The organism is Gordonia sp. NB41Y, from assembly GCF_030718915.1.
Lineage (GTDB): Bacteria > Actinomycetota > Actinomycetes > Mycobacteriales > Mycobacteriaceae > Gordonia > Gordonia desulfuricans.
This window is the reverse complement of record NZ_CP132196.1, coordinates 3,322,992-3,336,967: the sequence shown is the minus strand read 5'-3', so window position 1 is coordinate 3,336,967 and position 13,976 is coordinate 3,322,992. Positions and strand designations below refer to the sequence as shown.

General features: G+C 68.3%; 12 protein-coding genes. 8 read left to right on the top strand and 4 right to left on the bottom strand.

All coding sequences use genetic code 11. The features are described 5' to 3' along the window. Window positions 1-34: 34 nt before the first annotated feature. Entirely contained in the window at window positions 35-2,044 is a 2,010-nt protein-coding gene (locus Q9K23_RS14415; RefSeq protein ID WP_020792009.1) for an oligopeptide transporter, OPT family, read from the top strand. Window positions 2,045-2,094: 50 nt separating this feature from the next. Here Q9K23_RS14415 and Q9K23_RS14410 read toward each other — a convergent pair whose 3' ends face one another. After that, the gene (locus Q9K23_RS14410) at window positions 2,095-2,655 is read right to left on the bottom strand and encodes a TetR/AcrR family transcriptional regulator (RefSeq protein ID WP_053778394.1); all 561 of its coding nucleotides are present in this window, start codon (window positions 2,653-2,655) and stop codon (window positions 2,095-2,097) included. A gap of 105 nt (window positions 2,656-2,760) precedes the next feature. Between Q9K23_RS14410 and Q9K23_RS14405 the strand changes: the two genes are divergently transcribed. The 5 genes from Q9K23_RS14405 to Q9K23_RS14385 all read left to right on the top strand — a co-directional run bounded on the left by Q9K23_RS14405 (window position 2,761) and on the right by Q9K23_RS14385 (window position 7,893). After that, window positions 2,761-3,603 (top strand): alpha/beta hydrolase, encoded by an 843-nt coding sequence (locus Q9K23_RS14405; protein ID WP_020792305.1) that lies wholly within the window; start codon window positions 2,761-2,763, stop codon window positions 3,601-3,603. Between the two features lie 71 nt (window positions 3,604-3,674). Continuing rightward, the gene (locus Q9K23_RS14400) at window positions 3,675-4,781 is read left to right on the top strand and encodes a phosphotransferase family protein (protein WP_020792306.1); all 1,107 of its coding nucleotides are present in this window, start codon (window positions 3,675-3,677) and stop codon (window positions 4,779-4,781) included. Then, the gene (locus tag Q9K23_RS14395) at window positions 4,782-5,900 is read left to right on the top strand and encodes a hypothetical protein (RefSeq protein WP_020792307.1); all 1,119 of its coding nucleotides are present in this window, start codon (window positions 4,782-4,784) and stop codon (window positions 5,898-5,900) included. 54 nt (window positions 5,901-5,954) lie between these two features. Then, window positions 5,955-7,673, top strand: a complete 1,719-nt coding sequence (locus tag Q9K23_RS14390) for an FAD-dependent oxidoreductase (protein WP_305950167.1) — start codon at window positions 5,955-5,957, stop codon at window positions 7,671-7,673. A gap of 61 nt (window positions 7,674-7,734) precedes the next feature. Next, entirely contained in the window at window positions 7,735-7,893 is a 159-nt protein-coding gene (locus Q9K23_RS14385; protein ID WP_187343585.1) for a hypothetical protein, read from the top strand. Between the two features lie 42 nt (window positions 7,894-7,935). Here Q9K23_RS14385 and Q9K23_RS14380 read toward each other — a convergent pair whose 3' ends face one another. Both Q9K23_RS14380 and Q9K23_RS14375 read right to left on the bottom strand, forming a co-directional pair. Further along, window positions 7,936-9,156 carry an FAD-dependent oxidoreductase gene (locus Q9K23_RS14380; RefSeq protein WP_053778393.1) on the bottom strand — a complete coding sequence of 407 codons (1,221 nt, stop codon included), beginning with the start codon at window positions 9,154-9,156 and terminating at the stop codon, window positions 7,936-7,938. Between the two features lie 54 nt (window positions 9,157-9,210). Then, complete coding sequence (locus tag Q9K23_RS14375) at window positions 9,211-11,082, bottom strand: alpha/beta-hydrolase family protein (RefSeq protein ID WP_082366069.1); 1,872 nt, start codon at window positions 11,080-11,082, stop codon at window positions 9,211-9,213. 113 nt (window positions 11,083-11,195) lie between these two features. Between Q9K23_RS14375 and Q9K23_RS14370 the strand changes: the two genes are divergently transcribed. Next, on the top strand, window positions 11,196-11,897 hold the full coding sequence (locus tag Q9K23_RS14370) for a CPBP family intramembrane glutamic endopeptidase (protein ID WP_020792328.1): 702 nt from the start codon (window positions 11,196-11,198) through the stop codon (window positions 11,895-11,897). Here Q9K23_RS14370 and Q9K23_RS14365 read toward each other — a convergent pair. Continuing rightward, entirely contained in the window at window positions 11,887-12,576 is a 690-nt protein-coding gene (locus Q9K23_RS14365) for a TetR/AcrR family transcriptional regulator (RefSeq protein ID WP_053778392.1), read from the bottom strand. The genes Q9K23_RS14370 and Q9K23_RS14365 overlap by 11 nt on opposite strands. 131 nt (window positions 12,577-12,707) lie before the next feature. On the opposite strand from Q9K23_RS14365, the gene Q9K23_RS14360 reads away from it, so the two are divergent. Next, a complete protein-coding gene (locus Q9K23_RS14360; RefSeq protein WP_053778391.1) occupies window positions 12,708-13,946 on the top strand; it encodes an oxygenase MpaB family protein in 1,239 nt (412 codons plus the stop codon). Window positions 13,947-13,976 lie beyond the last annotated feature (30 nt).

Below are 13,976 nucleotides of genomic sequence, written 5' to 3'. Positions count from 1 at the left end.
TTGTCCGACCCCACCGTCGACGCGAAGGACTGACATGTCCGAATCCACCTCGGCCCCGGCCCGGCCGGCCGGCCCCGGTATCCGCGAACTCACGGTTCGTGCGATCGTCCTCGGTGGCCTGATCACCCTGGTGTTCACCGCGGCCAATGCCTACATCGGTCTCAAGGTCGGTCTGACCTTCGCCACCGCGATCCCCGCGGCGGTCATCTCGATGGCGGTGCTGCGCGCCTTCTCCGATCACTCGATCGTGGAGAACAACATCGTGCAGACCGTCGCCTCGGCGGCGGGCACGTTGTCAGCGATCATCTTCGTCATCCCCGGCCTGGTGATGATCGGCTGGTGGGTCGGGTTCCCCTACTGGACCACCCTCGCGGTCTGCGCGGTCGGCGGTGTCCTCGGCGTCATGTACTCGATCCCGCTGCGCCGGGCGCTGGTCACCGGATCGGATCTGCCCTATCCCGAGGGGGTGGCCGCGGCCGAGGTCCTCAAGGTCGGTGAGACCAGCGAGGGCGCACAGAGCAACAAGGCCGGGCTGTGGACCATCCTGATCGGCACCGTCGCCTCCGCACTGTTCGCCCTGCTCGCCAAGATGCGCCTGGTCAGTGACTCGTTGTCGGCGGTGTACAAGATCGGCACCGGCGGCAGCATGTTCGGCGCCAGCCTGTCGCTGGCGCTGATCGGTATCGGCCACCTGGTCGGCATCACCGTCGGTATCGCCATGCTCGTCGGCCTGGTCATCTCGTTCGTGGTGCTGCTGCCGATCCGCACCTGGGGCGACTTCACGAACGGCCCCGCCATCGGCGACGTGATCTCGTCGGCGTTCTCCGGCGAGGTGCGCCTGATCGGTGCCGGCGCGATCGCGATCGCCGCGATCTGGACGCTGGTCAAGATCATGGGCCCGATCATCACCGGCATCCGCAACTCGATGACCTCGATGCGCTCCCGTCAGGCCGGCGTCACCGTGGACATCACCGAGCGCGACATCCCGATCACCTACGTCGGCGGCACCGTGCTGGTGCTGATGATCCCGATCGGCTTCATGCTGTGGGACTTCGTGCAGGACACCAGCATCGCCCACTCGTCGGCCGCACTGATCATCACCATGATCGTCTTCGTCATCATCGCGGGTCTGCTGATCGCCGCCGTGTGCGGCTACATGGCCGGCCTGATCGGATCGTCCAACAGCCCCATCTCCGGGGTGGGCATCCTGGTGGTCCTGATCGCGGCGATCCTCGTGAAGCTGGTGTTCGGCAGTTCCGACGACGACCAGACGCTGCCGCTGGTCGCCTTCACACTGTTCACCGCATCCATCGTGTTCGGTATCGCGACGATCTCCAACGACAACCTGCAGGACCTCAAGACCGGCCAGCTGGTCGGTGCCACCCCGTGGAAGCAGCAGGTCGCCCTGATCATCGGCGTGATGTTCGGTGCCGCGATCATCCCGCCGGTCCTCGGACTGATGAGCAATGCCTTCGGGTTCGCCGGTGCCCCGGGTGCCGGCGAGGACGCCCTGGCCGCACCGCAGGCTCGCCTGATGTCGGATCTGGCCACCGGCGTGCTGGGCGGGTCGCTCGACTGGGGCCTGCTGGGCATCGGCGCACTGATCGGTGTCGGCGTGATCATCGTCGACGAGGTGCTGGGCAAGACCAGCAGCCGGCTGCGCCTGCCCCCGCTGGCCGTGGGTATGGGTATGTACCTGCCGATGTCGCTCACCCTGATCATCCCGATCGGCGCCTTCCTCGGTGTGGGCTACAACAAGTGGGCCGAGCGGTCCGGCGGGAACGTCGAGCACAAGAAGCGCATCGGCGTGCTGATGGCCACCGGCCTGATCGTCGGCGAGAGCCTCTTCGGTGTGGTGTTCGCCGGCATCGTCGCGATCAGCGGGCGCGACGACACCCTGAACGTGGTCGGCGAGAGCTTCGACGACTACGCGAAGTGGCTCGGCCTCGCCGTGTTCATCCTGTTCGTCGTCGGCCTGTACCGCTGGGCGCAGCGGATCGCCGACACCGATCCCGAGAGCAAGGACACCCAGGCCAAGGTCTGATCGAGCACGGGTCTGATCGAGCACCGGTCTGATCGGGGGTACGGCCCCGGTCAGCGCAGTGCGGCCTCGATCAGCACCTCGGCGGCGGCGCGGGCATCGCGGGCGGCATCCACGCCGCCGGCGATGGCCGCCGTGGTCTGTGCCCCCTCGGCCAGCAACGACAGCTGCGGTGCCAGGCTCGGTGCGGCCCCCAGCTCATCGGCCAGCCGGGCGACGTAGCCCTGGAAATCGGCCTTCTGCTGCCGGACGGCCTCGACGACGGCCGGCATCTGGCCGCCCAGTTCGCCGAACGCGTTGATGAACGCGCACCCGCGGAACTCGTCGTCGGCGAACCAGTCGAGCAGGAAGTCGAAGATCGCGAGCAGCTTCTCGCGCGGCCCGTCGACCCGGGCCGCCGCGGCGTCGATACCCCGAGCCCACTGCCGGCTGCGGTTCGCCAGCACCGCCAGGACCAGGTCTTCCTTGGAGTCGACCACCGAGTAGAGCTTCTTCAGCGACACCCCGGCCTCGTCGCGGACGCGGTCCATCCCCACGCCGCGTACCCCGTAGGCGTTGAACAGCCGGTCGGCTGCCTCCACCACCTGCTCTCGCACGCTGTCAGTCACGCTCATACCTTCTCACCGATCGATACCCTTGCACTGAGAACGATCGTTCTCTACTCTAGCGGACACCGGTGAGAACGCCCGTTCTCGCCGGTCCCGACAAGGAGGACCACCATGGGCTACATCACCGTCGGCACCGAGAACTCGACCGACATCGAGCTGTACTACGAAGACCACGGCACCGGACAGGCCGTCGTCCTGATCCACGGATATCCCCTCGACGGACACAGCTGGGAACTGCAGAGCCGGGCACTGATCGACGCCGGGTACCGCGTCATCACCTACGACCGCCGCGGCTTCGGCCAGTCCAGCAAGGCCGGCATCGGATACGACTACGACACCTTCGCCGCCGACCTGGACACCGTGCTGACGACCCTCGACCTCCGCGACGTCATCCTCGTCGGGTTCTCCATGGGGACAGGCGAACTCGCGCGCTACACCCGCAACCACGGTCACGACAGGGTGGCCCGGTTCGCATTCCTGGCCTCCCTGGAGCCGTTCCTGCTCAAGACCGACGACAACCCGACCGGGGTCGACAAAGAGGTCTTCGACGGCATCCACACCGCCGCCTACACCGACCGCTACGCCTGGTTCACGCAGTTCTACGACAACTTCTACAACCTCGGTGAGAACCTCGGCACCCGGATCTCGCACGAGGTCGTCGACGCCAACCGGAACACCGCGGTCGCGAGCGCGCCGGTCGCCGCCTACAAGGTGGTGCCGACCTGGATCGAGGACTTCCGTCCCGATGTCGCCGCGGTTCGCGACTCCGGCAAGCCGACCCTGATCCTGCACGGCACCGCCGACAACATCCTGCCGATCGACGCCACCGGCCGTCCCTTCCACGAGGCCGTCCCGGCGGCCCGCTACGTGGAGATCGAGGGCGCGCCGCACGGCCTGCTGTGGACCCACGCCGAGGAGGTGACCGCCGCCCTGCTCGACTTCGTCCGGAGCTGAGCAAGCGGTCCTGCCAAAACCTCCCGTCCGCAACGCGTCTCGACGTAGCGTGGCCGACGGGAGGTTTTCTCATGCATCTTCAACGCTCCGCACGCGACATCGCCGCCTTCGCCGACACCCTGTCAGACCATCTCGCCGCGGGCTCCGGGGTACGGCCCGCCCTGACCGTCGACGCCGGCACCGACGCCAACGGGATGTCATCGGAGACCGTGATGGTCGACGCCACATGGCCTTCCGGCCACCACCCGGAATCCGAGCGCTGGGTGATGCGGATGCAGCCACGCCCGGAGGACATCCCGGTGTTCGACCACTACCGCCTCGACCACCAGTACGAGGTGATGTCGCTGCTCGCCCGCACCACCGGGGTCCCGATCCCGAGGGTGCACCACCTCGAGACCACCGGCGCGGTACTCGGCTCGCCGTTCTTCCTGATGGAGCGGATCGACGGCCTGATCCCACCCGATGTGATGCCGTACACCTTCGGCACCAACTGGCTCTTCGACGCCACTCCGGAACAACAACGGAGGGTGCAGGATTCGACGATCGACCGGATCGCCGAGCTGCACTCGATCACCGATGCGCCCACCGTCTTCGGCTTCCTCGACGACGAGATGCCCGCCGGAGGCGACACCTTGCACCGCAGACTCGCCTGGCTGGCCGACTGGTACGAGTCGTCGGCGGCATCCGTCGGGCGTTCGCCGCTGGCCGAGGGCGCACTCGCATGGCTGACGGCCAACCTCCCCGCCGACGCCGCCGCCCGACCACCGGTGCTGTGCTGGGGCGACGCCCGGATCGGCAACGTGATCTACGAGGATTTCACCCCGGTCGCACTGCTCGACTGGGAGATGGCCTGCCTCGGCCCCCGCGAGCTCGATGTCTCGTGGCTGATCTTCGCCCACAACGTCTTCCAGGAACTCGCCGATATGGCGGGCCTCCCGGGGATGCCGGATCTGCTCCGGGAGGACGACGTCCGGGAACGCTATCTCGAGCGCACCGGGGTGGAACTGGCCGACCTGCGCTGGTTCTCGGTGTTCGCCGGCGTCGTCTGGTGCTGCGTGTTCCTGCGGGCCGGTGCACGCCGCGTGCACTTCGGCGAGCAACCACCACCGTCGGACATCGACGTCGAGTTCTTCTATCACCGCAACCTGCTCGCCCGGCTGATCGAAGGAGAGGCCTAGATGCTGTCACCCGCCGACGAGTTCCCGATTCATCAGACACCACAACCCATCTCGTGGCCGGGGACCTCGGACCGGAACTTCTACGACCGCTCCTACTTCAACGCCCACGACCGGACCGGCGAGATCTTCCTGATCACCGGGATCGGCTACTACCCCAATCTCGGCGTCAAGGACGCCTTCGTGCTGATCAACCGCGGCGGCACCACCCACACGGCGGTACACCTGTCCGACGCGATCGACGCCGATCGGCTGAACCAGCGTGTCGGCGCCTACGCCGTCGACGTCGTCGAACCCCTTCGGCGCCTGCACCTCACGCTCGACGACACCCACGGGATCGCCGTCGACCTCACCTTCACCGGACTGTTCGGAGCACACCGGGAACTCCCGCACATCATGCGCACCGGGACGCGGGTCACCCTGGAGGCGCAGCGTTTTGCGCAGGTCGGTTCCTGGTCGGGGTCGATCACGGTGGACGGCACCGAGGTCGCCGTCGACCCGGCGGTCTGGATCGGCAGCCGTGACCGCTCCTGGGGTATCCGTCCGGTCGGTGAGCCCGAACCCGCGGGCCGGCCCGCCGATCCGCCGTTCGAGGGCATGTGGTGGAACTACATCCCGATGGCCTTCGACGACTTCCAGCTCGTCCTGATCGTCCAGGAGGAGCCCGACGGATACCGAATCCTCAACGACTGCACGCGAATCTGGCGAGACGGCCGGGTCGAACAGCTCGGCTGGCCACGGATCGTCGTGCACTACCGCTCCGGCACGAGGATTCCCGACGGCGCGACGATCACCGCCACGGATGCGTCGGGGGCGCCGGTCACGCTCGAGGTGAGCTCACTGCTCGCCGCGCCGATCCACGTCGGCGGCGGCTACGGCGGGGATCCGGACTGGACGCACGGCGTCTGGCGCGGTGCGGGTTTCACCGAGCGGCACACCTACGATCTGGCCGACCCGGCAGTGTCCGGCCGCATCCCGTTCGGGGTGATCGACCACGTCGGCCGTGCGGTGTGCACCGAGGCCGACGGCACGCAGCGGCAGGGATGGGGGCTGTTCGAGCATGGCGCGCTCGGCCGGCACGACCCGTCGGGTCTGGCCGACTGGCTCTCCGTGGCTCCCTGAGATCTGGACCACCTACCCTTGTTGATACCCCCCTGGGTATATACCCTCGGGGGTATGAAACTGATCGTTGTCGGCGGAGTCGCCGGTGGGATGAGCGCAGCGGCGCGCGCACGCCGCCTCGACGAGAACGCCGAGATCATCGTCCTCGAACGGGGCGAGCACGTGTCGTTCGCGAACTGCGGACTCCCCTATTTCGTCGGCGGCGAGATCGCCGCCGAGGCGGATCTGCTCGTCCAGACCCCGGAGTCCCTGCGCAACTCGCTGAATCTCGACGTCCGCACCGACCACGACGTCACCGCCGTCGACGCCGCGGCCAAGGTGGTGCACGTGCAGACCCCGCACGGCACCGCCACCCTGGCCTATGACGCGCTGATCCTCGCGCCCGGCGCCCGCGCCGTCCGTCCACCGATCCCGGGTGTCGACTCCCCGGTCGTGACCACCCTGCGCACCGTCGGCGACGCCGTCGCGCTGCGCGAGCACGTCCTCGGCGGAGCCCGGCGTGCGGTGGTCCTCGGCGCCGGCTTCATCGGCCTCGAGGCCGCCGAGGCCTTGCGTATGCGCGGACTCGAGGTCGACGTCGTCGAGCTCGCCGACCACGTGCTGCCACCGCTGGAAACCGAGATGGCCTCACTCGTGCGGGATGAACTCGGCCACCTGGGCATCACCGTCCACGACGGCGTCGCCGCGGTCTCCATCGACAGCGACACCGACACCGACACCGACACCGGTACCGGGCATGCCGCCACCGTCGTGCTGGCCGACGGGTCACGGCTGCCCGCCGACATCGTCGTGCTGTCGGTCGGGGTCACCCCCGACACCGCACCGTTCGCCACGGCCGGGGTCGCCTGCGAACGCGGTGCCATCGTCGTCGACGAGCACGGCGCGACCAGCATTGACGGCATCTGGGCGGTGGGTGACGCGACCGTGTGCACCGACGCGGTCACGGGTCTGCGCCGGCCGGTCGCCCTGGCCGGCCCGGCCAACCGGGCGGGCCGTCTGGTGGCCGACGCCGTCCTGCGCCCCGCGAAGGCCCGCCCGATGCCGGCCCCGGTCGGCACCGCGATCGTGCGGATCGGCGGCCTCGCCGCAGCGATGACCGGCGCCAACCGGCGGTCACTCGAGGCCGCGGGGATCGGCTACCAGACCGTCCACCTGCATCCGAACAGTCACGCCGGGTACTTCCCCGGCGCGCAGGCCATCCACCTCCTGATGCACATCCGCGTCACCGACGGTCTGATCCTGGGTGCACAGGCGGTCGGTGCCGACGGCGTGGACAAGCGGATCGACGTGCTGGCCACCGCCATCCGCACCCATCTGACCGCCGCCGACCTGATGGACCTCGATCTCGCCTACGCCCCGCCGTACGGCTCGGCGAAGGACCCGGTCAACCTCGCCGGGATGATCGCCGAGAACGTCGTGGACGGCACCGTCACCGTGTGGCAGGCCGACGGGCTCGCCGAGGTCGCATCGTCGGCCGCGGTGCTCGACGTCCGCTCGGCGCAGGAGTACGCGACCGGGCACGTGCGTGATGCACTCCTGGTGCCGCACACCGAGATCCGCGAACGTCTCGACGAGATCACCGCATTCGCCGCCGGTCGCCCGCTCCGGGTGTACTGCGAATCCGGTATGCGCTCCTATCTGGCGACCCGAATCCTCGCAGCCGCGGGCCTCGACGTCGCCCATCTCTCGGGCGGGATGTCGACGCTGCGCGCCCGACTCGGCGACGCCGGCGGACTTCTCGTCGTCCCCGACGCCGAGCCCGTCCACGCCTGAACCAGGCGCCACCCGAACCCGGTTCAGGCCCTGAGAAGATCGACAACCGAAGGAGAATCACATGTGTCAGAAGGTCACCTGCGGCAAGTGCGGCAAACCGACGTGGCGCGGCTGCGGCCGGCACGTCGACGAGGTGATGCGCGGCATCCCCACCTCCCAGCGCTGCGCCGGGCACGAGCGGGAACGCGGGCCGATCGCCCGGTTCTTCGGGCGGAACTGACACCCGACGCCGACGGCCATCCGCTGGTCGAACCCGAACTGCTCAGAACAGGGATGCCAATGGCACCTGCGCATCGGCGAGGCGATCGACGTCGACCGCACTGCCGGATTCGATGAGCTTCTTGATGTCGTCGAGCTGATCCCAGATGTTCACCTGCATCCCGGCGCGCACGTGTCCGGCGTCGTCGACCCAGAACGCGACGAACTCGCGCTTGGCGAGATCGCCCCGCGTGATCACGCGGTCGTCGGCGCCGCCCAGCCCGCTGTACTCCATCCCGAGGTCGTACTGATCGGTGAAGAAATACGGCAGATTGGTGTATTCGGCGTGCTCACCGACGATGTTCGCCGCGGCCACCGCCGGCTGGTTGAGGGCATTGGCCCAGTGCTCGGTCCGCACCCGACGTCCGAGTATAGGATGCGTTGCGTTCGCGATGTCGCCGACCACATAGATCGACGGATCGCTGCTGCGTAGTCCGGCATCCACCAGCACTCCGCCGCCGTCGATGTCGACACCGGCGCTGATCGCGAGATCGAGATCGGGGATCGCACCGGCGGCGACGAGTACCGCATCGGCGTAGACGGTGGTCTCGTCGGCGAACTTCAGGCCCGCGGCCCGGCCGTCGGCGGTCAGGATCTCGGTGACCTGTACCCCGGTCCGCAGGTCGACGTCGTGCGCGCGGTGCAGATTCGCGAAGACCTGTGCCACATCGGGTCCCAGCGCGCGGAGCAACGGCAACGATTCCACCTCGGCGACGGTCACCGCCATGCCGCGTTCGCGGGCCGTGGCGGCCACCTCCAACCCGATCCAGCCACCGCCCACGATCGCCAGCCGCCCGCCACCGGCGATCGCCTCGTCCAGAGCCCGGGCGTCGTCGAGTGTCCGCAGATGGTGCACACCGGCGGCGTCGGCTCCCGGCAGGTCGAGGTGCCGCGACGACGATCCGGTGGCCAGCACCAGCGTGTCGTAGGCGACTGTCGAACCATCCGGCAACACAACCGTTTTCGCTTCCGCGTCGACCCGCTCGACGGCGGTGCCCGGCCGCAGGTCCACGCGGTGGTCGAGGTACCAGTTGGTGTCGTGGACGGTGAACTCGTCCGGCTTCTTCTTGCGGGCCAGGAACTCCTTGGACAGTGGCGGCCGCTCATACGGCAGCCGCTCCTCTGCCCCGAACAGGACGACGTTGCCGTCGAAGTCCTTTTCCCGCAGGGCCTCGGCGGTCTTGGCCCCGGCCAGACCGCCGCCGACTATCACCACTGTGGTCATGCTCGTCACACCTCCAGGGGACGGTACGGATCCCACCGTACGCCCCTGGTGCGGTCAGTCACGGTGCAACAGCGGCAACAACTCCTGGGTCTTCTCCGGTGTCCACCCGGGCGGCTGCAGGATGTCGGCCCAGGCATACGGGATCGCCGACAAATAGTGGTGGCCATGACCGTCGGGCACGCCCACCGACACCGCCATGTCCGCCGACACCTGCAGGAAGGTGACGAAGGGAATCCAGCGCACCGCACCGAGGACGTCGCGACCGTGTTCCTCACGCAACCAATCCGGTTGGTTGAGAATCAGTCTCGGCGACCACCATGCGATCGGGTCGGAGGCGTGCTGCAGATACACCACGCGTGTACCCGTCCACGGTGCGTCCGGCCGATCGAGGTCGGACGGGTCGGCGATGAACCGGACCTGACGCCCGTCGTCGTAGACGGGCAGCCACTCCGGCGAGCCGGGATCGCGGGCCGCGGTGGCATCCCCCCACAGGGTGTTGTTGAAGGTGGGGCCGACGAACAGGGCGCCGTCGGTGCGGGCCGCGACCGTGGGCACGGTACCGAATGCGGCCTCGGCGCCGAAGGATCCGAGGCTCTCACCGAACACCACCACCTTGGGGCGTTGTGCCTCCGGCACCTGCTGCACCCGCGCGTCCACGGCCTCGAACAACGCCGACCCCGCCTGACGGGCACGTTCGCTGTCGACCAGGAACGACAGCCAGCTCGGCAGATACGAGTACTGCATCGACACCAGCGCGGTGTCGCCGTTGTACATGTACTCGATGGTGTCGATGGTCGCCTTGTTCAGCCAGCCCGATCCGGTGGTGGCGCCGATCGCGATCACCTTGCGGTCCAGACCGCCCATCCGGACCAGTTCGTCGGCGGCCAGTTGCGCATTCGCGCGCAGGTCGTCACCCGATCCGAGACCCACGAAGGCACGGATCGGTTCCATCGCGGGCGCACCGTTGAAGGCGCTCAGCTGCTCCACGGTGGGGCCGCCGTCGACGGTGATGCGACCCTCACGGCCCAGCGACGACCAGCTGACCAGCGAACCCGGACCACCCGACCGTAGCGTCGACGCCGGCGCGCCCGTGGTGGCCCCCACCTCGTCGTTGGCGGCGGCGAAGCTGGCGTTGAGCCACTGCATCGAGTACTTCGCCACCACGCCGTTGAGGATGAAGACGGTCAGCAGCACCACCACCACGGCACCGGCGATGGCCGAGATCCTGGGTGGTGCAACGGTGTTGAGCTTACGAACCAGCCAGGTGAGCAGCCACGCCCAGCCCTGCCCGATCAGCATGAGCACGGTGAAGACGACGATCGCGACGACGATGATCACCGGGTACGCCGTCCAGGACAGATGCTCGACACCCATCAGGCTGCGGATCTCGTCCTGCCACACCGAGAACCAGTAGAGCATCACCACCGAGCCCACGACGAAGACGACGGCCAGACCCAGCCAGAACCAGCGGCCGGGACTGGGCCAGCGCCGGTTGCGCGAGACCATGAACTTGGCCAGCCAGGCGAAGAACACCCCGATGCAATAGCCGAGGGCGGCGGCACCACCGCTGACGATGCCCTGGAACAGGGGGCCGCGAGGCAGCAGCGACGGCGTGACCGCAAGCCACAGGAAGACGGTGCCGACCACGAGTCCGGTGAAGGAGATCCGCGAACGATACGACCGCCACCATCCCCGCTTCGACTCGTCGTCGGACTCGGCGTCGGCCCCCGTGGTGTCGGCCCTCGTGGTCTCGGCCCCCGTGGAGTCGCCCGCCGTGGTGTCGACCGCGGTGTCCTCGGCGGTCGCGCCGGCCGATGCATCGACGGATGCCCGGTCGCCGGCCGACTCCCTGGTGGTCGACTCGGCCGGCGTCGACTCGGCCGGGGATGATCGGTCGGCTGCGTTCTCATCGGGTGTGTCGGGCAACACGGGCTCCTCACAACGGCGGCGATCGGGTCCGATCGGTCTTATCGTGGCAGATCGGGAGAACACCGGGTACGCGACGAGTCGTGTCCGGCGCGCCACGATCGGGAGGTGGGATGGGCAGAGCCCGTGATGTCGGCATCGTGGTGGGCATCGTGGCGGCACTGGTCGTGGTGCAGCTGTGTATCTACGTCTTCGGTGTACCCGGTTCGTGGCTGGTACTCGGGGTCGCGGTGGCGGTGACGATCGCCGTCCGGCTGGCCGGCCTGAGCTGGGCCGATCTCGGACTCTCGCGGCACACGCTGGGTCGCGGCATCCGGTGGGCCGTGGTGATCGTGGTGGTCGTGGCGGTGATCGCCGCGGTCGGGGTCGCGCTGCCGTTCACCCGTGAGCTGTTCCGCAACGACGCCTATGCCGACCTGCCGGAGGCGCTGTTCGCCGCCGGGGTGCTGATCCCGCTGCAGACGGTGATCGGCGAGGAGTTGCTGTTCCGGGGTGCGCTGCTGGGTGCGCTGCTGCGCGTCTCGTCGACGCGGGTCGCGCTCGGGATCCAGGCCCTGCTGTTCGGGGCATGGCATGTCGGATCGTCTCAGGGACTGACCGCAGGTAACGACGGGCTCCGCGAGATCGTCGGTGACGGTACCTTTGCCTCCCTGGTCGGGGTGCTGCTCGCGGTTGCCGTCACCGCCGCCGCCGGCGCACTGCTGGGATGGTCGCGGCTGCGCAGCGGCAGTCTGCTGGCACCGATGGCGCTGCACTGGGCGGCCAACGGGATCGGTGCGGTCGCCGCCGCGATGGCGTGGCAGTTCACCGGCTGACCCGCCCCGCCGGTGCGCGTGGTTCGGCCTCGAGCATCGGGACCAGATAGCGGCGTGCGACATCCGCGAGGGCGGCATCGTCGTCGAGGTCGACGATGTGGCTCGGGATGGTCAGCAGCGACGTGGAGATCCGGACCATCATCTCCGCGGTCAGTTCGGTGTCGAGGTCGGCGCGGACCGTTCCGGCCCGCTGTTCTCGGCGGAGCTGTTGGGCCACAAAGGAACGCACCACGGCCATGGTCCGGCCGTCGCCGCCGACCACGGCGCCGGCCACCAACGACGGCTCCGCCTCGAGCAGTCCGGCGATCAGCGGATTACGGGAGATCGACCGGTAGGAACTCACGAACCCCAGGACCAGGCGGTCGGCGGCGCTCTCCCCGGGGGCGATGTCGTCGAGGAAGCGTGCGATGTAGGTGCCGAACTCACGCCGCATCACCTCTTCGACGAGGGCGTCCTTGCTCGCGAACTTGCGATAGATCGTGACCCGCGACAGACCCGCCCGTCGGGCCACCTCGTCCATCGACGAGCGTTGGATGCCCATGCGGCAGAACTGCTCGTAGGCGGCGTCGAGCAGCCTGGTCCGCGTCGGGTCGTCGGCGGCGCCGTCCTCGGCCGCGGTGGTCACGTCGTCATATGCGCGTTCCAGCAAGGTCTTTGGCGCCGGTGTCGGTGAAGCCATCCATTCCCTCCACAAATCCGTCCCGAACCCATTGTGACCGCGATCACCGTGTGCTACGCCTGATGATACAACGTTACTCACGTTGTTTCATCGCGTCATCGAGTCGGGTGGCGATAGGCGGGAGACGACACATGAATCAGCTCAACCGGGAACACCTCAACAGACGTGCCGTCCTGCGTGCCGGGGGCACGCTCGGCGCCGTCGGTGCCCTGGCATCCATCACACAGGCGACGCCGTGGACGTGGTCACCGGCGCACTCGGTGCCGGGGGTCGGCAGCGGCACCGATCCCCACGCGGTCTGGGACGACGAGGCCGATCAGGTCATCGCGCGCGTCATCGACAGCGGGCAGGTCGAATCGGTCAATGCCATCCTCAAGAACTGGCGCACCAACTCCCAGCCCCTGCCGGCCGGGCTGCCGTCGGACCTGCGTGACTTCATCGAGCACGCCCGGCAACTGCCGGCCTGGACCGACCACGACAAGCTCGCGGCCGCAGTCCGTTTCAACCAGAAACGTGGCACCTACCTCGGCGTGCTCTACGGCTTCGCCAGCGGGATGATGAGCACCGTCATCCCCAAGGAGGCCCGCGCGGTCTACTACTCCAAGGGCGGCTGGGACCTCAAGGACCGCATCTCCAAGACCGCCAAGCTCGGCTATGACATCGGTTCGCTGAACGCCTACCAGCCAGGCGGCGAGATGATCGTGACCTGTGTCAAGACCCGCATGGCCCATGCCGGGGTGCGGCATCTGCTGCCGCGGTCGGCGCACTGGGTGCGGTCGGCGCCGGAGGACGTCCCGATCTCGCAGGCCGACATCATGGTCACCTGGCACAGCCTGCCGACGTCGGTGATGCGCAACCTGCGCAAGTGGAAGGTGCCGATCGCCGCCGACGAGTCCGCCGGGTTCCTGCACTCCTGGCAGATCACCGCACACATGCTGGGCGTCCAGGACCAGTACATCCCCAACTCCTGGGACGCCGCGGATGCGCAGGCACAGCAGGTCCTCGACCCGATCCTGGCGCCCACCCCGGAGGGCAAGAAGCTCGCCGACATGCTGCTCGACCTGGGCATGAACCTCGACCTCACGCTGCTCTCGCGCGGCGTGCTCGGCGCGTTGACGCGATTCGTCCTGGGCGACAAGATCGCCAACTGGCTCGACATCCCCCGCGAGCCGGTGTGGAGTCCGCTGCTCGAGACCGCGTGGGGCCCCTACGTCGCGATCCGCGAGGGACTGCTCACCGCGGGCATCCCCCGCGAGACCTATTGGCTGTTCGACGAATTCCTCCGCCAGTTCGTCCTGTTCTACATGGCCGAACTACGGATGCCGATCAGTATCCAGATCCCGTACTTCAACAACCCCAACTACAACTGAGGGCCGCGCCCGCACCGATCGGTCACCGTC